Here is a 20,622-nt window from a genome sequence, read left to right on the forward strand (position 1 = left end):
GCCATGGAAATCACCCTTGCAGATATTGGCAGACGATTCAATCGGGATTGGGTATTCCGGCGGGTGACTTACCAATTTGTAGCAGGGCGCTGTTATGCAATCCTTGGACCCAACGGATCAGGCAAGTCTACCCTGCTTCAGGTCATTGCTTCCAGCCTTACCCCGTCTAAGGGCCAAATTCGCTATACCATCGGCGATCATTCCGTTAAGCCGGAAGCGATTTACCGGTACATCTCGCTAGTGGCTCCGTACATGGAGCTCATTGAAGAATTTACACTTGCAGAGCAAATCAGGTTTCATTTTAAGCATAAACATTACCTACACGGCGTTAATGAACAGCGCTTAATGGAACGGCTTGGTCTGCAGCATGCCAAAGACAAACAAATCCGCTTCTTTTCGTCCGGCATGAAACAACGTGTCAAGTTGGCCCTGGCGTGCTATACGGACACACCGATGGTCCTTTTAGATGAACCTACTACCAATTTGGACCACCAAGGTGTAGATTGGTATCTCGACCTCGTAGACAAAACAAAGGGCAATCGGTTGGTGCTGGTTTGCTCCAATCAGGAGAAAGAGTATGGCTTTTGTGAGCACTTAATCAACATCACGGACTATAAAGCGTGACCCCCCTTTTTGCCGGCCTTCTTGTAAATAGGGGACGTGTTTCGTATCTTTGACGACATTTAAGCAACTGTATTAAATCAAGAATCAATGGCCAAAGCTTCAGAAGTAAAAACTGGCAATATCCTGCGTTTCAACGGCGAGTTGGTGTCTGTTGAAGAGTACATCCATCGCACGCCAGGCAACCTGCGGGCGTTTTACCAAGCGAGAATGCGCAATGTGAAAACTGGGAAACTCGTCGAATACCGTTTTCGCACGGATGAAGAAGTCGAGATCGCCCGCGTTGAAACCAATGACTACCAATATCTATATGAAGACGGTGATGCATTCGTCGTGATGGATAACACAACCTTTGAACAGTTTAATATACCGAAGGCCCTTTTTGGCAGTTCGGCACGCTTTTTGAAAGAAGGTATGCAGGTGCTCGTTGCGATGGAAAGTGATGAGCCAATCATGGCGCAGGCACCTACTACGGTAGAGCTGGAAGTGACTTATACAGAGCCAGCCGTAAAAGGGGACACCTCCACAAACGCACTAAAAAGTGCCACTGTAGAGACGGGCGTGGAGATACGGGTGCCGCTCTTTGTAAACCAAGGAGATAAGGTGAAAATTGATACCCGCTCAGGTGACTACATCGAGCGTGTGAAATAAAAGAATTCAAATTTTTAGGTTTAGGTTGATTATTCGGTCTTGGGGCTCCCCGCCTCGAGGCCGATGTTTTTATTGTACCTTTGCGACAAACGTAATTGCCGCTATGCACCCAACGACTAAATCTGAGTTGCGCAAAATCTACCGCGAGAAGCGGATGCTTCTCGCTGACCAGGAGTTCAAACAGCTAAACCATCAACTGCTAACTCAGGTAAAGAAAGTGGACTTCCCGGCCCATTCAACCATCCATATATTCCTTCCAATCAAGGGCAACCATGAGCCGGACACCTATGCTATTGCTGCATGGTTAAGACAACGTTTTCCACATGTGCGCCTCGCGTTATCCAAAAGCAATCGCACCACCCTATCGATGCAGCATTATGTTTGGGAAGAAGGCACCGTACTTAACGTTAATCACTGGGGAATCCCCGAACCCGATAGCGGCACCACAGTGCCCTCCGCTGAAATCGACATTGTCTTTGTGCCGCTGCTTGCCTTCGACCGCCAGGGGCACCGGGTAGGGTATGGCAAAGGGTTTTACGATCGTTTCTTGCAGGCATGCCGACCGGACACGGTAAAAATCGGATTATCGCTGTTTGAGCCGGTCAACTCCATTGAAGATGCCGACAACTGGGACGTAAGGCTCAATAAATGTATTACGCCTTGGGTGATATGGAACTTTGGTCACTGATCAGACAAAATACAACCGACATATACTGAACAAACCGACAATTCATCGCACCATAAGCCCAAGCAACGATTAGAAGAAAGCAAAAAACACGAATCATCAAGGATAGATACGAATACCCAACAAAAAATCAAAAAAACCACCCATTTTTTCGGTTTTTAATAAAAAAAACACGAAGTTAGCCCTGAAATATCGCCGGCATCAGCTTTAGAAGTCAAAAGTGCAAAACAAAATTAAAAACACACGCCCGGTTTCCCAGAATTGTCCGCGGTGTGGCCTTCATGTATTATAAACAATTCTATCGCGCCGGAGAGGGATCCCCAACTCCCTCTCTATTTTTTGGGCAGGCCTCTATCAAATGGCGGTCAATACAGCACCCTGAACTTTACAGTATTGGCTATCTGCCTCAATTGCTTAAGCAGCTGCTTATCGTACTGGGCGTCTACATCCGTCACCGCATAACCAATGTCGCCCTTGGTCATTAAAAACTGGGCAACGATATTAATTTGGTTTTCGGCAAAGACATTATTTATTTGCGCCATTACCCCCGGCACATTACGATGAATATGGAGCAGGCGGTGCGCTTTTTCAATTTTAGGCAAAATCAGGTTCGGAAAGTTGCGGCTCATGTAGGTATCGCCCTTGTTGATAAAATCCGCCATACGGCGGGGGATAAACTCGCTATTGCGTTTTTTATCCTTTTTATCGTCGAAAAGGACAATCCCCTTTTCGTTGCAGATACTCCGGTTGATACGGTGTTTGCTGTCTCCCAAATAGCCGATGGTCTTCAGTTTGTCAGCCTGTGCCAATTGCGCATCATCCAACCGGATGTCCTTGCCAAGCAGAAGCATGCCAACATCCTTTACGTATTTTTCTTCAACCGTTTCCTTTACGCGGATAGAAAAACCGTCACGCTTGAGTATGTGTGCTGCAATTTCAGGCACATCGCCGACAATAAGGCAAAGAATACGATTTTTAGGATAGGAAATGGCACGCGGTAAATCATTTACATACAGGAACTCGTCAAAACTGGGGGTAACGTGATCGGCCCGCTCGGACACACTTTTGCGTTCGATATTTTCCGTGAATGCGAAGAACCGTTCAATAAGGCCGGACTCTTTCAACTGAAAATCCGAATACCCATCACCAATACCATAGATTTTGCCTGGCAATTGGAGTTGCCGCAGAAGTTTAACCTTGCCCCCCTCTTCAGACAAAGGATTGTTTTCGTCATATCCGGTGATGTTTCCCTGCTCGTCAAAGATAAATGTATTCGCGTAAACGTTGTCTTGCTTAATATGATACGGACTCACCACAGGCACAATAAACTCCTTGAAGCCGCCGGAGACAATCAACACGCCGTCGCTGTGCTTCTTAAAAAACTCTCGGTTGCGGGAGAAGGAAGGTGATACCCGCTTTTTGAGTATAGTGATAAGTTTCTTCAGGTGTTCGCGGTTTGCTTCCAACAGTTTTACCCGCCCGGAAAGGCTTTCCCTAAACGAAAGCTGCCCGTTCATGGATAGGTTGGTCAACCGTTCGATTTCTTCATAAATAAGTTCCCTGGCGGGATGATTGGCTAAAGAGATGCGGGCCAGCTCATCCAGTGCCTCCACTTGCGTGAACGTGCTATCAAAGTCAATGATATAATAATTTGTCAATGTCGTGTCGCTTTTAACAGTTCTATGCATATTTCACGTAAGGAATTGTCTATCGGTTTGAATGTGATTCCTGTCGTCTCTACAATTTTTTTATTGGAAAACTGCATTTTTTGAACGGACGACTTGGCCGTATCCTGCGTGAGGAGGGGTCGTTTACCTGTAAGCAGCGCTAATACCCCGGCGGCACGCCAGGCGACGCCCAACATCCACGGTGTGGCTCTGAATTTCGGCGCGGGCCGGTTGAAGTACACACTACACTTTGTCAATAGCTCTTTGTGTGTCATATTAACGTTGCTCAGCAGAAATCGCTCCGCCGTAATGGCCGGGTTTTTCATCAGTAATATCATCGCCTTGGCCACGTCTTCCACATCGATCAATCCCACCGATCCATCGGTATAAAATTGCAGACCATCGCGCAGCATGGCAAAAATAGTCCCACTTGCGCCATTATCGGTTGTTCTTGCCGTTGGGCCGATGATGAGAGCGGGATTTACAATAACCGCATCCAGGCCCTCGGCAATACCGCGCCACACCTCCATTTCGGCTTCGTATTTAGCAATCGCATAACCTGACTGGCTGGAATCATATTCCCAGAGGTCGCTTTCGGTAATTTCCCTATTCGTCTTAGCACGGCCAACCGCAGCAATGGAACTGACATGCAACAGCCGGACCCGCTGTTCCAATGCCAGCGTCACCACGTTGGCAGTACCGCCGACATTTACGGCGGTCAGTTGTTTCCGATCGTCGGCATGGTACGAAATCAAACCTGCACAATGATATACCTGTGTTACTCCCCCAAAGGCGTCTTGCAGGGCAAAAAAATCATTAATATCAGCGTCGACCCACTGCAAGCCAGGCAAGCCGCCTAATTCAGGGGGAATGATGGACGTTTTCCGTTTTGTAGCACGGATATGCTCACCGTCGGCCAGCAGCTGCTTAATCAGCGTAGAACCCAAAAAACCTGTACCTCCTGTTACTAAAACCACCGCCGTATTAGAAATAGTTGATGATGTGCCCAAAAGTAAGGGAATAAACGGAATTTTCATTCGAATAACTTGTTTTTTATCGGCAACGGGCATGCATGGGCGATGCTTGGTGGCGCCTTATCTGAACGATAGCTCGTGCGGAATACTCGAAATTTTGAGGATGCGTTGGCAAGACGACCTTTGCTGATTATGCTTGGGCAGTATGTGCATTTTGTGTAAGTTTGCAACAGTAATTTGCCAGACAACGCACGACAACATGTCCCTATCTGTTTTCTTTTCTTCCATTGTTTCACAGGATTTCACACCGGAAACCGGTTTTCTCGGCTCCCAGATGGGGGCATCAATACAAGTCCACGAACTGGAGTTCCCTGATTTGGAAGTGGATAAACCGGATTTAGCATTGTTCGGGGTGCTGGATGACCGGATGGCCATCGGCAACTTAGGCTGTGCTGAAGCGGCAAACATCATGCGCAGGCATTTTTATGCGCTTAATCAGGGCGAGTACAAACTGCGGTTGGCTGACTTGGGCAACATCAAGCCCGGCGAAACCGTAACGGATACCTATGCCGCAGTGAAGGCGGTATGCACCGAGCTTATCAAATCGGGCATTATGCCCATTATCGTAGGCGGCGGCCAAGACATTACTTATGCACAATACCTTGCTTACGAAAAGCTTGAACAAAAGGTTGAAGTAGCGATAGTGGATTCACGCTTTGATCTCGACCAAGAAAACACCGAAAACGCTCCACTCAATTCGCTTACTTATCTCAACCACATCATTCTCCATCAGCCCGACTATCTCTTTAATTTGAGCAACCTCGCATACCAGACGTATTTTGTGAGCAGGGAGTCCATCACCATGTATGACAAACTCTATTTCAATGCAATGCGATTAGGCCTCATTACCAACGCTGTGGAACATGTTGAGCCCATCATCCGGGCGGCAGACATGATGAGCTTTGATATAAATGCGATCCGGTTTTCGGATGCTCCCGGCAATGCGTATGCAACGCCCAACGGCTTGTTCGGCGATGAAGCATGCCGCATCTGCCGATATGCAGGCATGAGCGACAAACTCACTTCCATAGGTTTTTATGAGTATAATCCCTCGTTTGACAACCGCGAACAAACAGCGATACTGCTGGCGCAGATGATTTGGTATTTTATTGACGGCTTCTACAACCGGAAGCACGATGCTCCGCTCGTTCCGAAATCTGCCTATATCACCTACCGAACATCGGTGCACAACGATGCCTATGAGCTGGTGTTTGTCAAAAGCAAGAAGTCCGACCGCTGGTGGATGCAGGTGCCTTATTCAGGCACCAAATCGGTAAACGAGCGCTACCACCTCGTCCCTTGCCGATATGAGGACTATCAACTAGCGGTGTCTGGAGAAATGCCCGACTTGTGGTGGAAAACACACCAGAAGCTGATATAGTGTCAGCAATCGGTGATCAGTAGCCGGTGGCCGGTTTTTGTTATCTTTGTTCATCATGGAATTGTACTTCATCGTTATTGCCGTTGTTGTCCTGGTCATTGCGGCCTTGCTGTTTTTCAAACGCCCGCAATCACCCACACATAACCCTGAGCAGGAACTGCTAAGGAAAGAAAAAGAAAACTTGGCTCTCCAACTGGCCCGTGCGGAGCAGCAGATTCAAAGTATGGCGGCCGAAAAGGAGCATATTACCGGCATATTGCGCGAAGAACAGCAACGCCTGTTGGGCGAACTGCAGCAGGAACGTGAGCGACTAGCCCAGGCTGAACGATCGCTGGAAAGCGCCCGTGCTTATTACAAATCACAACAGGAGAGGCTACAAGAGCAGAAAGCCGAAATTGAAACGATCAAGCAGCAGTTCAATACCGAATTTCAGGTGATTGCTAACCGTATTCTGGAAGAAAAAACCCAGAAATTTACCGAGACAAACAGTAAGACCCTCGATCAAATACTCAATCCCCTCAAAGAAAAGATTAAGACTTTCGAAGAGAAGGTTGAAAAAACGTATCAGACAGAGGCCGCTGAACGCAATACCCTCAAGGGTGTCGTGGAACAGTTAATGGAGCAGAGCCTCCGCATTAAAGATGAGGCCAACAACCTGACAAGGGCGCTCCGGGGCGACAGTAAAAAACAGGGCAATTGGGGAGAAGTCATTCTTGAGCGGGTATTGGAGCGCTCTGGGTTGGTAAAAGATAGCGAATACCGGCTACAAGCATCCATGGCCGATGAGGACGGCCGCCGACTTCAGCCCGACGCCATCATCGACCTGCCCGATGAAAAGCACCTGGTGGTTGACTCCAAGGTATCACTGCTGGCTTATGAACGCTGGGTAAATGCGGAGACCGATGAAGAACGGGAGATTTTTGCCAAACAGCACATCCAATCGGTAGAAAACCATGTCAAAAGCCTCTCCGCGAAGAACTATCACGACCTTTACCACATTAATTCACCTGATTTTGTACTTTTATTCATGCCCATAGAATCGGCGTTCAGCATGTCTATCACATACAAAGCCGACTTGTTTAGCGATGCTTGGGACCGCAGAGTGGTCATTGTAAGCCCTTCTACCTTACTAGCCACGCTGCGCACGATAGCCAGCATGTGGAAACAGGAGCGACAGACACGCAACGTGCTTGAAATCGCGAAAGAGGCGGGGGCACTCTACGATAAATTTGTGGGCTTTTTGCAGGACATGGACCGGGTGGGTGAGCAGTTGAACCGGGCTGTACGTTCGCATGAAGAGGCCACCAAGAAGCTTGGTACCGGCCCCGGAAATGTCATTCGAAAAGTAGAAAACCTCAAAAAGCTGGGTGCGAGGGCAAGCAAGCAGATTGACAATAATCTGCTGGACGAAGGCGACTAAAGCGCCACCCGCTCTTCTTGGCTCTGCGGTGCATCAAGCGTTTCTTTCCGTCGTGCCGGACGCCACTTTGCCATATGCATACGGTGGAGCAAAACCGGCGTGATGGCCATGACCAGCAAGAGCCCTCCCGTTGTAAAGAGATTCGGAATTTCCAAAAAGAAACCATTAGTGCTGAACACCGCCAGTGCGATCGTCGCCGAGAAGGGCAGCGACAAAGCCAGCACGTTGAGCGCCAATTGAGGGTTAAACGTAGGCGATGAACCAATTCGCCCGTGTTTTTCCATGGCTGACACGGTGGAAATATGAGCCAAAGGCCAAAAGCTTACAGCACTTTGGGGAAACACAATAGCGACGATTGCCAGGGTAGCCGAGAGACCCGGCATCCACAGCAAGCACACGCCACTCAACAGAAAGGTAATTCCGGCCCTGAACAAGAGTAAACTGATAATTACTCGAAATTGCGTCCATTTAAATTTGACCGTGATGCCGATGAACAGTAAGATAACGGGCGTCATCAAAGCACTCAGCATGGTTATGGGATTGCTCATAAACGCTGGTAGATCTTGAAAATGCAAACCAAAGCCCAACAAAATAAGCGCCACAAAAATCGCCAAATTTACCGGCTCTTTCATCAGCGTAGCCAACAAGGCTTTCAGGCGCTGGCGCCCGCGTACTTTGGGAGCGGTTGCCTGCTTAAAATACCAGTGCATAGCCAATAGGTAACAGAATATGAGCACATATACCTTGTTGCCCAAATCGGCGATGCCCCCAAGCGCCACGGCTTCTTTGCCCACATATTCAAGCAAGAAGGGAAAACATGACATGCCCGGCGCCAAAGATGGGATAAGCAACAACAGCGTACGCATATCCGCTCCATTACTTCGGATACCATACAATCGTGGCAATACCAGCCAGGTGGCACCGAGCATCGCAAAGTTAAATGCGACAGCCAAAAGCGGCAGCCAAATCAGGTCGGCGTTCATCTGCGTATTCATCAATGCCACAAAAATAATCGCAGGCAATGCAATGTTCAGGATCAGTATTTTAAGGGCCTGATGATGTTCGGCCTTGTGCAAAGCCTTGCGGAGCAAGAGCCCCACAACGATAAGCAGTAAAAGTGATATGGTCTTAGCTATAGCCGGATTCATTCGAGATAGTGTGTCTTAGGGCTTTACTCGGCTTGTATGTCCGCCTGCCATAGCAGGGTAAACATACAAACCGCAGGGAATGTTGAAACCGGGAATTACACGGTGATTTTCTTCAACACGTTGGTAAACAATTCCATTTCGGGCATCGTACCCATGCTGACCCTGCACCATGGTTTTTCGTCGATTTCGAACATGCGTACACTTACTCCGCCTTCGCGCAATTTTCCCTGAAAGGCTTGAGCATCGCTTTTTATGGGAAAAATAACAAAATTGGTGAGTGAAGGAATATACGGGTAGCCCAGCGTTTTCAGTTCGTTACACAAATATTCCCGGCATTCTAAATTGAGTTTACGGCTGTTCTCTTGAAAAGCCTTGTCTTGCATGCTGGCGATAGCCCCACTCAATGAGGTGACACACAAACCCATCGTACCCCTTACAATCGAGTTCAGCGACTTGATTCGCTCTGGCTGAGCGACAATGTATCCGATACGCAGCCCGGCCATCGAATGGATTTTTGAAAACGTTCGTGCCACGATGACATCTTTGCCCTGCGCCACAAGTCCCACCATCGTATTTGCCGCTGGATCCGGTAAAAATTCCAAATAAGCCTCATCAATAAACACCGGCACTTTGGCTGAGACCGTTGAGCAAAACTGCTTCAGTGCGGCCGCCGACGTAATTGACCCCAATGGATTATTGGGATTGCAGACATAGATTAGCCTGGTTTCGCTGTCTACAGCAGCGGCCATGGCGTCCAGGTCATGCGCGTAATCAGCCGTCAGGGGCACCGGTTTCCAAGTTCCGCCGATAGCCCGTGTCGTATTCATCATGGACATGTACGAAGGATCGGCCGAAACAATGTTGCCGCCTTTCAGGAAAAGCGATATCGCAGTTTTCTCCAACAAATCCGTAGACCCCGGCCCCAGCATAATGTAATCGCGCGTCACACCTTCTTTTTCGGCAATCATATCAATCAGCCGTGCCGCATCTTCATGCCCGTACCGATTACCGAACCCCACGGCATCGGCCACTGCCTTGCGAACTGATTCCGATGGCCCATATGGGTTCTCATTAGCAGATAAGCGAGCTTGCATTGCCGGCGCAGTATCGTCCCACGGCAACGTGATGTCTCGCAGTATACCTTGCGGCGATGCGGTGGCTGCAGCCACCTTGTTCTTCCCCAATGAGAGGGACGGCGCTAATGCTAAACCACCAGCGGCTAGCAAGCTGGACTTAATCCAGGTTCTTCTGTTTGTCATTGTTTTGGTCATGGCCTAAATATTACCGTCAATTGTCTTCCAACAAAAAAATACCACCAAAACTTAATAAAGGTCTCCCAAAATGGAATAGCTAATGCAATATTACGGATTTATACAGACAAAATACCAATAAATATGTTATTTTTTTTTAAAAACCTTACCGATACCACATAAAAATCAAACAAAACAACCGAATAATAACCTAAACATAAAACAAAAACACAAAAGCAACACCCAGTTCACCAAAAACCACCACCAATACTTCCAAGCAAAGTGAAACAAGATATTACAACATCTTAACAAATGCTTTACCGATTTATTTACTACCGGCAAGGCATTTGTTAATCAACTGAAAGACCCTGAAATATAAATGTTAGACTTTTTTAAAGACAACACTGGCATTATGTCCACCAAAACCAAATGCATTGCTCATAGCCGCATTGATCGTTCGCGGTAGCGGTTCGTTGGTGACGATGTGGATGCCTTTGGGAATGGCATTATCCAGGTTGTCTACATTGATGGTAGGGGGTACTACTTGGTCATTGATGGCTTTTATCGCGATTATTGCCTCGATGGCCCCGGCTGCACCCAATAAATGCCCGGTCATTGACTTGGTCGCGCTTATATGCAGGTTGCTGGTGTCACCTAAAGCAGCGACCACGGCTTTTAGTTCGCTGATGTCACCTATTGGCGTCGACGTAGCGTGCGGATTGAGGTAATCCAGATCTTCCGGAGCAATTTTAGCCTCTTCCAAGGCCAGTGTCATAGCCTTTGATGCTCCGATTCCCTCTGGATGCGGCGCGGTCATATGGTAGGCATCAGCTGTCATGGCCGCACCAACAAGCTCTGCATAAATGTGGGCTCCCCGCTTTTTAGCATGCTCATACTCCTCGAGCACCAGCGCACCAGCACCTTCCCCCATGACAAAACCGTCTCGATCTTGATCGTACGGTCTGCAGGCATGCAATGGGTCGTCATTGCGGGCCGACATGGCCTTCATTGCGGAAAATCCGCCGATGGAAGCCGGGGTAATAGGCGCTTCCGAACCGCCCGAAACAAATACTTTCGCCTTGCCCATTTTGATGTAGTTAAATGCGTCCATGAGCGCCGTATTGGAGGTCGCACATGCCGATACCGCTGTGTAATTGATGCCCTGTAAACCGAATTTCATCGATATCATCCCTGAAGCAAGGTTAACAATAAGCCTAGGGACGAAAAATGGGCTAAACCGAGGCACATAACTTCCGGTCACATAGTTTGTCACCTCCTGTTCGAAAGTTTCCATGCCCCCCTGGCCTACACCCCAGATCACGCCAATATCAAACGGATCCATTGCAGGTAGATCCAACCCTGCATCTTCCAGCGCCTGCGATGCTGCATATAGCGCATATTGAGTAAACAAGTCACTTCGCTTGATTTCATTCCGATCCAGGTATTTTTCGGGTGAAAAATCCTTTACCTCACAGGCAATACGGGTACGAAACCGTTCGGCATCAAACCGGGTGATTGATCCGGCACCACTTACACCGCCGAGAATATTCTGCCAAAACGTATTGACATCGTTGCCAAGGGGAGTGACGGCCCCCATGCCGGTAATGACCACTCTTGTCATGATTTTACAATTTCGGCAAAAGTAACAAAAATATACCGAACGGTATAATCTATTTCTCCGACGTATTACAAGCTGAAGATGACTTTTAATACAGCCATGCTGCCGCGTAGCTGATAGTGGCTGTATCCCAGTCGATTGGCCGACAGCGAATAGGTTTCGTAAGCGGTGACATCAGCCAGGTTAGTTAGGTTGAGTTCGATATCGGTACGCCATTTGGCTAGGGTATAGCGGATATTTGCGTCGGCGAAGAAATAGGAGATGTCATTGAGCTGCGCCTGACTGGTATATTGGTGGCGGCCGTTCACCCGGAGGAAAGTGCTTTTGAAAGGTGAGTAAGAAACGCTGACTGTCTGGTCGAATAGCCTAATTTGGCGGTCGGGCATATGGGTGGAGGCTTCTCCTGATATCAGTCGGCTGGTCGTCCAGGTAGCCACGCCGTTGTAATTGAAGCTCACTTTGTTTAAAAGCCGGGCTTCAAAGGCCGGATTTACCGTCAGCGAGCGGTTATTGAAGGGGAGCGTTTCACCGTTGAGCACCTGGTTGAAGCGGCTGGTGCCCCAGGATGCTCTCAGGCTGGCTGTCGCCCCGAGGGCAAAGATAAACTTGCTCACGCCCGCGTTGAGGTTGACGCTGCTCACGTCGTTATCGATTGGCAGGAGCACCGTACGGGCAATGTTGTCCGTGACGACGCTCGCGGCGATGGTATTGGCAGTTGACCTGGCATAGGTGACCCCCGCATTCATGAAAAGCATGCTGATCGCACGTTGGAAATGGTACCGCAGCCCTATATTATGGCTGTCGCGCTCCTGCAAGCCGGCGTCATTCGCCTCCATGCTCCGGTAATTGGTTAGTACCGTACCCCGGAATACCCCGTTGATATTGCCCATGTGGTTGGTATAGCGATAGTCAAGCGAAAGGTAGTCTTCCCTGGTCATCATGCGTTTCAAACGCATCGACGGATTGAACAGCAGGCGGATTTTCGATTCGTCTAGGGCAAACGCATCGTCGTGATAGGCGATGCGCTGCACGGCGAGCGGAAGCGTTGCGGTGGCTTCCCACGGTCCCTGCCTGTATTCATATGTGCCGTCTAAAAAAAATTGATGCCGCTGCCAGTGCAGGTTATTGTCCTCACTGCCGGCATAAGGTGTCTCCCGGCCGTCCGTTTGGGTGAGGTGCAGGGCCGAATGCAGCCGTTGCCATTCGTTGATCACGCCGGTCCGGTAGCGCTGGCGGATCAACCCTTTGGTGAGCCGGTAGGCGGCCGATGCCCGGCTGAACCAAGAAGGGATTTCACCGAATTGGCGGATACCGGCGAACGGCACGCCAGCGTTCAGCACTTCTTCGTTGATGCCGGGTGTAATGATAAGCGTCTGGGGCTGATTGAAGTGATTGACATACCAATACAGGTTGATCACGTTGCCGTTTTTCAGCGCCGGCGTGTACTCCAGCGTGTTGGCAAAGTCGCGTAAGCGGTTGTGCAGGCCCTGGCGCATGTCCATGTCGTTGCTCAGTAAGGCAGACGAACCCATATCGCCTGAATAGCTCAGCTTGAATACGTTGTTGAAATAATGCCCTTCTTCATTGGCCATGGCGGTGAGGCTAACACCGGTGAGAAAGGGATCGCGGCCAATGTCCTGCCATTCGCTGTAGCGAATGGTATCATTGCCTAGGTAGAGTTCGCTCCAACTGTTGTAAGCCATGTCGTTGCCATCCAGCAGGCCGTTGATGTTTGCCTTTAGCTGAAGCCCATTTTTCAGGTTCACGAGGTTGTTGAGGTTGAGCGACCCGGAGTTATTGAAGTAATAACGCTGCTTGGGCAGTGGCGGGTTACCCGCGGTGCCCGACGAGAGCAGCGCCTGCGGGCGGGAGTTGCCGGCGCCTGTCAGCATATCGGACAGGCCGAATGCCGTGAAGTCGGACGCAAGGTCTTCGCCCACGTTGTTGCCCTTGACCACGTTGAGCATCTTGTACTTCTTGTTGAAGAGGATGGAATTCAGCTCGCTGTCATATTGGTGGGGCAGGCCGGCGCCTGCTTTGACTTGCCCGGTGAGTTTGAGACGTGCCTCATCTTTGATGACGAGGTTGAGTGCCACACGGTCGCTGAGGGTTTTGTTTTTGAGCACTTTCAGCGGCTGGTGGTTCTGCAGCACCTCCAGCTTCTGCACCATGGCATGGGGGATGGTTTTCGTGCCGATGGCATATTTGTCGTCGAGCAGGTCATCGCCGTCGATGTAAAAGTTGGAGATGTTCTGCCCGTTGTATTTGATCTGTCCGCTTTCACTCACCTCCATGCCCGGCATACGTTTTAGTACATCCCCGATGCTGCGGTCTTCTGCCTTGGCAAAGGAGCCTACGTCATAGCGGAGTGTGTCGCCGCGCGTATCGATGCGGGGGCGGCTTTTTACCTTCACCTCTGAGAGGTCGATGGGTTTTTCCTGGAGAGTAATGTCATAGTAGCTGCGTTCGCGCGAAATCGGCAGGTTTACACCCGCGTAGCCGAGGTGATTGACCAGCAGGTGGAGGCTGTCTAAGGGCACTGCGGCAGGCAGGACAATGCTGAAATTGCCGCTCGCATCACTGGTTTTAAAGACCACAATGCGGTCCTGCGGATTGCGCACGGTCACACTGGCATGGGGTACCGGTTTACCGTCAGTAGTTTTGAGCGAACCCTGGATGGTTTGCTGTTGAGCGAGCACACCCGGACCCAAGCAGAGGATGAATAAGGTAACCAAACATCTTGTCATATATACAGTCTGCTATTTTTCCGACAGTCCGAAGGGTACAATCAACGGTTATCTTCCAGTTCAAGGGGGTTATTGTCCACGGGAGATATCTGCGTATTGTCCTTTTTCACATTGACGCTTTTGATGCGGGAAGGGTCGATAGAAGCCATCGCGTTTCCTCCGCCTGCTCCCACGCGTACCACGGGACGTCCGCTGCCTCCCCCCGCCGTTGCTGTGCCTTGCGAGCGGGCGTTATGTGCTGCCTGGGGGTTTCTTTTATACGCTTCCACCAGCTTATCCAGCGCTTTTTGCGTGGTCGGGATTGCGTTGTCGGGAAGCAATACCGCGGCTTCGCTTTCCTCAAAGGTCTCGAAACCCGCGTAGCGGAAAACCACGTCTTCCCGGCTGTCCACGGCTTCGAGAATCAGGCCCGGAAGTCCCTGCAGCTTCCAGGGACCGGCCTGAAAGGGCACTTCCGTGGTAAACCATGCCGTGTATTCCCGGCCTTTGAACCGGCCGGTGGCTCTCTGTGCCGTATAGCCGCCAATCTCCTTGGTCTCGTCGGATACGTGCCAGTCAATAGCCGGATAATCTTCGTCCACCAAGTATGTTTCCCCTGCCACACGGGATAGCTGCTTGAATGCCTGTGTTCCCGGCTTCGCGTAGTATGACTCCTGTGTGGTGCGGCCGCTTCCGGTGATGGTGAGGTTGCCGTCGAACGAAGGGTCTTCCAGTTGCTTTTGGATTTGCTGGTTGATCTGTTCGCCCGTATTGGAACCGTAGAGCGAAGCATGCTGCCCTATGTAAAGCACCATTTCCTCTTTATGCGGCTTGTCGGGTTGCAGGGTGTCGTTGATGTGCGTGAATTCATAAAGCACGCGGGCAAGCGCCGGTTCGCTTTGCTGCGCTTTGGTTGTTGTTGCCAAACATCCTGTAAATAATAGAAAACAAAAACACTTCATTTTTATTCGCATAACATTTGTTTTTTGTTAGACGCGTCCATTCGCGCCACTTAAATCATTCCGTTTATCAGTCTACATTATAGATGAAGTCTCATAATACAGCCTACCCAACAGACTACGAAAATATAGTAATATTACGAAACAAGCAAATTAAATACGAATTGTTCGTAGATTAAATGATCGGCATCTCCCACCCGGTTCTTGGGTACTTGTATTGCATCCCCACCCGCCAGCGTCGAAAGTATGACCGAAATCGTAGAACAGCTAGGGTAAACAACGCGCTGATACTAAATTCTGCAATGGCCGAAAACGACTCATAGTTGGGGGAACCGCCGCCCAGCCAAAGCCGATCCTGGAAGGTATACTTGAGCCATCGGGCCGGTTGATCGAAATGCAGTTAATTTACAACCGGTACTATATTTCAGTTGCCATCGCAGGGTCGCTAATACTGTGTTTACCAGTTTCTACCCTCCCGGCGAACCGGTGCAAAAAGCCGGCTTTAGTTTTTATGGTAAAGTCGTACCAGTTGCCGCTTTCTCTAAGGCCGATGTATTTTCGCAGCAGTTCTCCCGCGCCCAAGGAAACGACCTCAGCCTTTTTATAATCGTACGCATTGGCTACTATTTCGATGTGCATCGGAACCGAGGAACTGTTCCGTAGCAAAACGAAAATACCACCGTTTATCTGGTCATACTCCAGTTGAATTTCTGGTTCGTCATCATTGATATTCCCCGAGAATTTGTGAAAATAACCGTTGGGACCGTATACCTCTAAGTCATAGCAGCCATTGCTATCGATCACATCCCATTCATCCATTAACGATTTCGTCGCTTCCACCGTGTAGCGCCGGGGTATCTTATCCAGCCGGTTCATATCATATACATGGTATACCGCGCCTTTATGCCCCTTGTTTTCAAAAACCAATCGTACCTGCCTATCGTCTTGCAGGTACTTCAACGTGCAGTGCAGGCGGTAGGGAAGTGCTCTTGAAGGGCGGCTGCCCCGTTCTTGATACAGCCGGGCGGGTTGTTGAGGGGCTGCCGCAGTGGGTAATGCCCGGGAGGCTGCGTCCTTCTTCTCGAACCCAGAAGTATCCGGCATAACAGGAGTTTTCGGATCATTCGGCGTGACAAAATCAAATGCCGATGTGAGATCACTGCTGATGGCGCGATGCCACGGAGAAATAGCGGGAATGGTAATACCAAACCTTTTCTCAATAAATTGCCCTACTGATGTGTGATCTGCTACGGCAGAATCTACCCATCCGCCCTTGCTCCAAGGCGACAGGATGTACATCGGAACCCTCGGTCCCATACCCCAAGGTCGTAAATTGCCGGAGATGGTGTCTCGTTTATCGATGTAGACACGCTCGGCCTCCATATCATCAAGGTTGTCTTTGTCATTATGAAAGTACATGCCTGCCAACTCCAGCGTCGATTTACCTGCAAGTGTCCCATCCAGGTTGTAAGAAGGCACCGCAGGTGCCGGCAGGTGATCGAAAAGGCCATCATTCTCGTCAAAGGTCAGAAAGAAAACAGTCTTGCTCCAGACCTCCGGATTGGATGTAATGGCCGAAAGAACCTGATGCGTAAAGTTGGATGCCCGATAAGGACTCGAGGGTGCCCCCGGATGCTCAGAGTTGCTTTGTGAAGGCAATATCCAACTCACCTGCGGCAGGCGATTATTTTTGACATCATTGGCTAGGTCTTCAAGCGACCAATGCCGCATACCATTTTCGTAAATAGGATCACCAGGCTTGGCATTTCGGAAGCTCTCAAATGCCAAGCAGCCATGCATGGCTCCTGTCCAATTGTCATTGGGATCTTGATATATGCGCCAACTAATCCCGGCCTCCTGCAACACATCCGGTATGGTAGGCCATGAGAAGGCACTCCCCTGATACGTGTAGCCCGGTTCGGGCATCTCCCCTTCTATCCAACACCGTAAATTGACCGGCTCCGAATCTGCATCAGTGCAATTGATGCCTGCTGCACGCTTGTCCGGGTCGTGTACAGACCCTGACCAGAACACAATTCGGTTAGGATCCGTACCCGTGGCGACGGAGCAATAGTAGGCATCACAAATTGCGAAATATTCCGCCATGGCATATTGAAAAGGAATCTCCTCTCTGGTATAATAGGCCATGGAATAGGGGGTCTTGAATAACGGCCAAAATCCATACTTGCCTTGATTCCAGGCTGCTTGGGTATCCGGAAAGTTATGCGGAGTACCACTGATAAATGCTGCGTTTGATTTTTTCGCATCGGCCCGGTACGGTGGTACTATTTTCTCGCCGTCTGACTGATGAAAAGCACGCTGACCGCTTTCGAGTGGTATCGGAAATCGATCACCAAACCCGCGAACGCCCCTCATGGCACCAAAATAATGGTCAAAAGACCGGTTTTCCTGCATGAGGATGACGATGTGCTGTACGTCTTTGATGGAGCGGGTAGCGTTGTAGGCTTCTACGGCCAGTGCTTTTTGTAAGAGTGGCTCCCAAATGGTTGTCGCCAGTCCCGCTGTGGCGGACAACTTGATGAAATCTCTCCTGTTTAACTTGGACATATGCGTTTAAAAAGGTTGAAATAGCGCTTAAAGATAAGATAAAAAGTATTAAAACGGGTAAACGACAGTACTTGCCAAAGGGCAATAAAACGAAACAACTTGAACTTGCAAACAGGCATGGATATTGCGGCGTTAAACCACCGTTTGCATTAAAGCGAAAGCGCACTGAAGGCGAAATGATTAAGCAGTCATGTCTTTAATCATTAAGGTTCTGCCCGACCATTGAAGACTAACACATTAACGGATGAATATCAAGCGAATTTTTGGCACCGTACTTACCGTTTTGGGTATAGGTGGGCTTATCTACACCGGTGTCATGGTAGTACAACAGAGCAACCAAGTACGTGAATTGATTGTCGTGGGCATCCTGGGCCTGATATTTTTCTCATCAGGTATCTCGTTGATCCGTAATACCAAAGACAAAGAATGAGTTTTTCTGCGTTGGGCCTTCTTAATTCACCATCGTATTCGGTGCGGTCTGCCCCGAGCTCGCCTTTTCATTTTGCGCCAGCATCGTTTTTGAACGCTGGCGTTCATGATTTTTCAGCACACTACTGTTGGCCATGTATTCTTCACTTCCTGCATAAATAAAAAGCAATGACCCATTCTTAATGGTATCAATGATTGGCCGATTCAGCGCTCTGGGCAACGCTGGACAACCATAGCTTCTCCCCAGTCTCCCAGTAGCACGTATCACGTCTTCGCTGCAATAGTCTGCACCGTGGATGACTACCGCCCGGGCCATCGCCTGATCATTGATGCCGCGCTCCAAGCCGGTCAGCCGAAGGGAATAGCCATTGCCCCCTTGATAGGTTGCATCGGTCAGATAAAACCCGAGCGAACTTTGCAAAGAACCATGTTTATTGGAAAATTTAGTAGCGTATTTCCCTCCACTGTTACGGCCGTGGGAAACGATGGTATGAAACAGCATTTTTTTGTTTTTCATATCCAACACATACATTCTTTTTTCCGTGGAAGGCCGAGTAAAGTCGATTACGGTAAGAATATCTTTATTTTTTGCCGGAATTGTTTTATAACCGATCATCGCTTGCTCAAAAGCCTCATAGTCAAGAATGGATTGGAGGTTCAAGCTGTCGTAGAGTCTTTGGGTTTCCGAAAATTCGGGTGATGGAATCACTGAATCGATGGGTTTGGTTTCTTTGTTTTCCGCTTTATTAACGTGAGATGGATGAAAGCCTAAGCCTGCAACAACCGCAACTATCATCATCAGCATCAACTTATTCATAGGCACACTTCTTTACGTCAGCTACAAAGTTAGCAATAATATAAATAGCCAAATGTTAAATAATGTCAATCAATGACGATGATTAACGATTGGAAGGTCTTTGCCCAATCGTAAATAAACTTGGCATGCGAAGACGCATTACGCACGCACATGTGTGATCGGGGTACAGTACCCAAGGTAGCGCTGTACTCGATGATGCTGGCGTCGGGGTGCTGTGTAGGGACTCCATGGATGTATCCGCCGTTGGTAAAACGGCTTGCATGTGGCGCATAGCCCTGTATGGTTTTAGTTCCATCTTTCAAGTATAACATTTTTGGTTTCTTTTCCTGTAGCACAAAGATACCAACCGGGGTCTCCATCGAGTATGGAGGCTTATGCACCCCCGACGTGGCCGGGTTCATGCTCAATATCCGCCAAGACGCTTCTTCGGAACGTTCGATGGTGCAGATATTTTGATTGGTCACATCCACCACAATGACATGGTGAAACGTCACGGTGTCGCCAATGACCTTTACATATCTTTTGGGCACTTCCCAGGTACCTTCGAAAGATATACCCGTTATCTTGACCATCGGGATGGTGTCACTGCTCAACAATTCAACCAACGAACCGTCCCGGCCGTATATGATGGGAACATCGCTATTGCCTTCGCGATACAGCGGCACGGACTGGTAGCGCTCGGTCCCCAGTGTGTCAGATACGCGCTTGTAGGCATTCCGTACGTAGTTTGCCACAACGGGCGCTTCGCCGTTTCTGTTTTTATAATTCTGCAATACCGCATATTGCTTGTTACCTCGTTGAAAATTATCCACATACGCAAGTTTCTCCTTGATTTTATCCCATTGGAATACCCGAACCGTATCCTTGTAAGGATACTCATCGGCAAGTGTATATTGATCATAGGCCAGATCTTTGGAAAGTTGGATATCATCAGCCGTCCGTGGGCGCCTGCGCTCCTCTTCTTCGGCTAATCTTACTTGTTCTAATGAATCTGCTTTTCGCCTTTCCGCTTCATCCTGTGAATTCTCGCGCTGATGGTTGCATGAAAAAATAAACGGTACAACAAAGAAAATGACTGGATACAAAAATAATCTCATATAGTTAAACAAATTTGGCACCATCGATGCATATTATCAAAGATATATAAAAGGTTTGCGTTCATTCCAATTGCCACTAAAAGTGTACCTTTTAAAAAAAATATTCCGAACTTGTCCAATGATAACCGTATCAATCCTTATTCAATTGTAATTCGTATATTCAATCGTTTAACATCAAAGACCATGAAAGAGTTTATGTTTCTTTTTCGTTTGCCCTTTAATACCGACGAAAGTGAGGTGACCCCTGAAAAAATGCAGGAGCTTGGCAAAAAATGGAATGACTGGGTAGGCAGTATCGCGGCGCAAGGAAAAGTGGTAAACGCCGGCCCCCGGCTCGAATCTACAGGCAAAGTGCTGAAAAAAAGTGGCGTGGTGACCGATGGCCCTTTTGTAGAGGTGCACGAAATGCTGGGCGGCTTTCTGCGGATTAAGGCCGATAACCTGGAAGAAGCCACAACGCTGGCCCACGGGTGCCCCGCCATCGATCAGGGCGGCAGTGTTGAGATTAGGCCTGTGTACGAACAACATTAAATAAATAAATCAAAACCGGC

17 protein-coding genes are annotated in these 20,622 nt (G+C 49.0%); 7 read left to right on the top strand and 10 right to left on the bottom strand.

Annotated elements, in window-relative coordinates; genetic code table 11:
* The first annotated feature begins 3 nt into the window (after positions 1 to 3).
* The 3 genes from B5X72_RS18870 to B5X72_RS18880 all read left to right on the top strand — a co-directional run bounded on the left by B5X72_RS18870 (position 4) and on the right by B5X72_RS18880 (position 1,960).
* Positions 4 to 624 carry an ABC transporter ATP-binding protein gene (locus B5X72_RS18870; protein WP_079718489.1) on the top strand — a complete coding sequence of 207 codons (621 nt, stop codon included), beginning with the start codon at positions 4 to 6 and terminating at the stop codon, positions 622 to 624.
* Between the two features lie 87 nt (positions 625 to 711).
* Positions 712 to 1,272, top strand: a complete 561-nt coding sequence (gene efp / locus B5X72_RS18875) for an elongation factor P (RefSeq protein WP_079718490.1) — start codon at positions 712 to 714, stop codon at positions 1,270 to 1,272.
* 103 nt (positions 1,273 to 1,375) lie between these two features.
* Positions 1,376 to 1,960 (top strand): 5-formyltetrahydrofolate cyclo-ligase, encoded by a 585-nt coding sequence (locus B5X72_RS18880; protein WP_079718491.1) that lies wholly within the window; start codon positions 1,376 to 1,378, stop codon positions 1,958 to 1,960.
* Between the two features lie 362 nt (positions 1,961 to 2,322).
* Here the strand turns inward: B5X72_RS18880 and B5X72_RS18885 are convergent, their stop codons facing one another.
* Both B5X72_RS18885 and B5X72_RS18890 read right to left on the bottom strand, forming a co-directional pair.
* On the bottom strand, positions 2,323 to 3,615 hold the full coding sequence (locus tag B5X72_RS18885) for an HAD-IB family phosphatase (protein WP_079718492.1): 1,293 nt from the start codon (positions 3,613 to 3,615) through the stop codon (positions 2,323 to 2,325).
* Positions 3,612 to 4,661, bottom strand: coding sequence for an NAD-dependent epimerase/dehydratase family protein (locus B5X72_RS18890; RefSeq protein WP_245827024.1), 1,050 nt, complete (start codon positions 4,659 to 4,661; stop codon positions 3,612 to 3,614). The genes B5X72_RS18885 and B5X72_RS18890 overlap by 4 nt, the downstream gene beginning before the upstream one ends.
* Before the next feature lie 196 nt (positions 4,662 to 4,857).
* Here B5X72_RS18890 and B5X72_RS18895 point away from each other — a divergent pair, with 196 nt between their 5' ends.
* On the top strand, positions 4,858 to 6,039 hold the full coding sequence (locus B5X72_RS18895) for a formimidoylglutamase (protein WP_079718493.1): 1,182 nt from the start codon (positions 4,858 to 4,860) through the stop codon (positions 6,037 to 6,039).
* 55 nt (positions 6,040 to 6,094) lie between these two features.
* Complete coding sequence (gene rmuC, locus B5X72_RS18900) at positions 6,095 to 7,459, top strand: DNA recombination protein RmuC (protein ID WP_079718494.1); 1,365 nt, start codon at positions 6,095 to 6,097, stop codon at positions 7,457 to 7,459.
* Here the strand turns inward: rmuC and B5X72_RS18905 are convergent.
* The 6 genes from B5X72_RS18905 to B5X72_RS18930 all read right to left on the bottom strand — a co-directional run bounded on the left by B5X72_RS18905 (position 7,456) and on the right by B5X72_RS18930 (position 17,728).
* Complete coding sequence (locus B5X72_RS18905) at positions 7,456 to 8,607, bottom strand: AEC family transporter (protein WP_176146265.1); 1,152 nt, start codon at positions 8,605 to 8,607, stop codon at positions 7,456 to 7,458. The genes rmuC and B5X72_RS18905 overlap by 4 nt on opposite strands.
* 95 nt (positions 8,608 to 8,702) lie before the next feature.
* Positions 8,703 to 9,866, bottom strand: coding sequence for a pyridoxal phosphate-dependent aminotransferase (locus B5X72_RS18910; protein ID WP_200122039.1), 1,164 nt, complete (start codon positions 9,864 to 9,866; stop codon positions 8,703 to 8,705).
* 373 nt (positions 9,867 to 10,239) lie between these two features.
* Entirely contained in the window at positions 10,240 to 11,478 is a 1,239-nt protein-coding gene (gene fabF, locus B5X72_RS18915; protein WP_079718496.1) for a beta-ketoacyl-ACP synthase II, read from the bottom strand.
* A gap of 65 nt (positions 11,479 to 11,543) precedes the next feature.
* Entirely contained in the window at positions 11,544 to 14,222 is a 2,679-nt protein-coding gene (locus B5X72_RS18920; protein WP_079718497.1) for a carboxypeptidase-like regulatory domain-containing protein, read from the bottom strand.
* A gap of 41 nt (positions 14,223 to 14,263) precedes the next feature.
* Complete coding sequence (locus B5X72_RS18925) at positions 14,264 to 15,175, bottom strand: GLPGLI family protein (RefSeq protein ID WP_079718498.1); 912 nt, start codon at positions 15,173 to 15,175, stop codon at positions 14,264 to 14,266.
* Between the two features lie 402 nt (positions 15,176 to 15,577).
* Positions 15,578 to 17,728, bottom strand: a complete 2,151-nt coding sequence (locus B5X72_RS18930) for a phosphocholine-specific phospholipase C (protein ID WP_079718499.1) — start codon at positions 17,726 to 17,728, stop codon at positions 15,578 to 15,580.
* A gap of 244 nt (positions 17,729 to 17,972) precedes the next feature.
* On the opposite strand from B5X72_RS18930, the gene B5X72_RS18935 reads away from it, so the two are divergent.
* Entirely contained in the window at positions 17,973 to 18,158 is a 186-nt protein-coding gene (locus B5X72_RS18935) for a hypothetical protein (protein ID WP_079718500.1), read from the top strand.
* A gap of 21 nt (positions 18,159 to 18,179) precedes the next feature.
* Here the strand turns inward: B5X72_RS18935 and B5X72_RS18940 are convergent, their stop codons facing one another.
* Both B5X72_RS18940 and B5X72_RS18945 read right to left on the bottom strand, forming a co-directional pair.
* The gene (locus B5X72_RS18940; protein ID WP_079718501.1) at positions 18,180 to 18,974 is read right to left on the bottom strand and encodes a murein L,D-transpeptidase catalytic domain family protein; all 795 of its coding nucleotides are present in this window, start codon (positions 18,972 to 18,974) and stop codon (positions 18,180 to 18,182) included.
* Between the two features lie 65 nt (positions 18,975 to 19,039).
* Positions 19,040 to 20,071, bottom strand: a complete 1,032-nt coding sequence (locus B5X72_RS18945) for a L,D-transpeptidase (RefSeq protein ID WP_139378784.1) — start codon at positions 20,069 to 20,071, stop codon at positions 19,040 to 19,042.
* Between the two features lie 183 nt (positions 20,072 to 20,254).
* On the opposite strand from B5X72_RS18945, the gene B5X72_RS18950 reads away from it, so the two are divergent.
* Positions 20,255 to 20,602, top strand: a complete 348-nt coding sequence (locus B5X72_RS18950) for a YciI family protein (protein WP_079718503.1) — start codon at positions 20,255 to 20,257, stop codon at positions 20,600 to 20,602.
* The last annotated feature ends 20 nt before the right edge of the window (positions 20,603 to 20,622 follow it).

Source organism: Parapedobacter luteus (genome assembly GCF_900168055.1).
Lineage (GTDB): Bacteria > Bacteroidota > Bacteroidia > Sphingobacteriales > Sphingobacteriaceae > Parapedobacter > Parapedobacter luteus.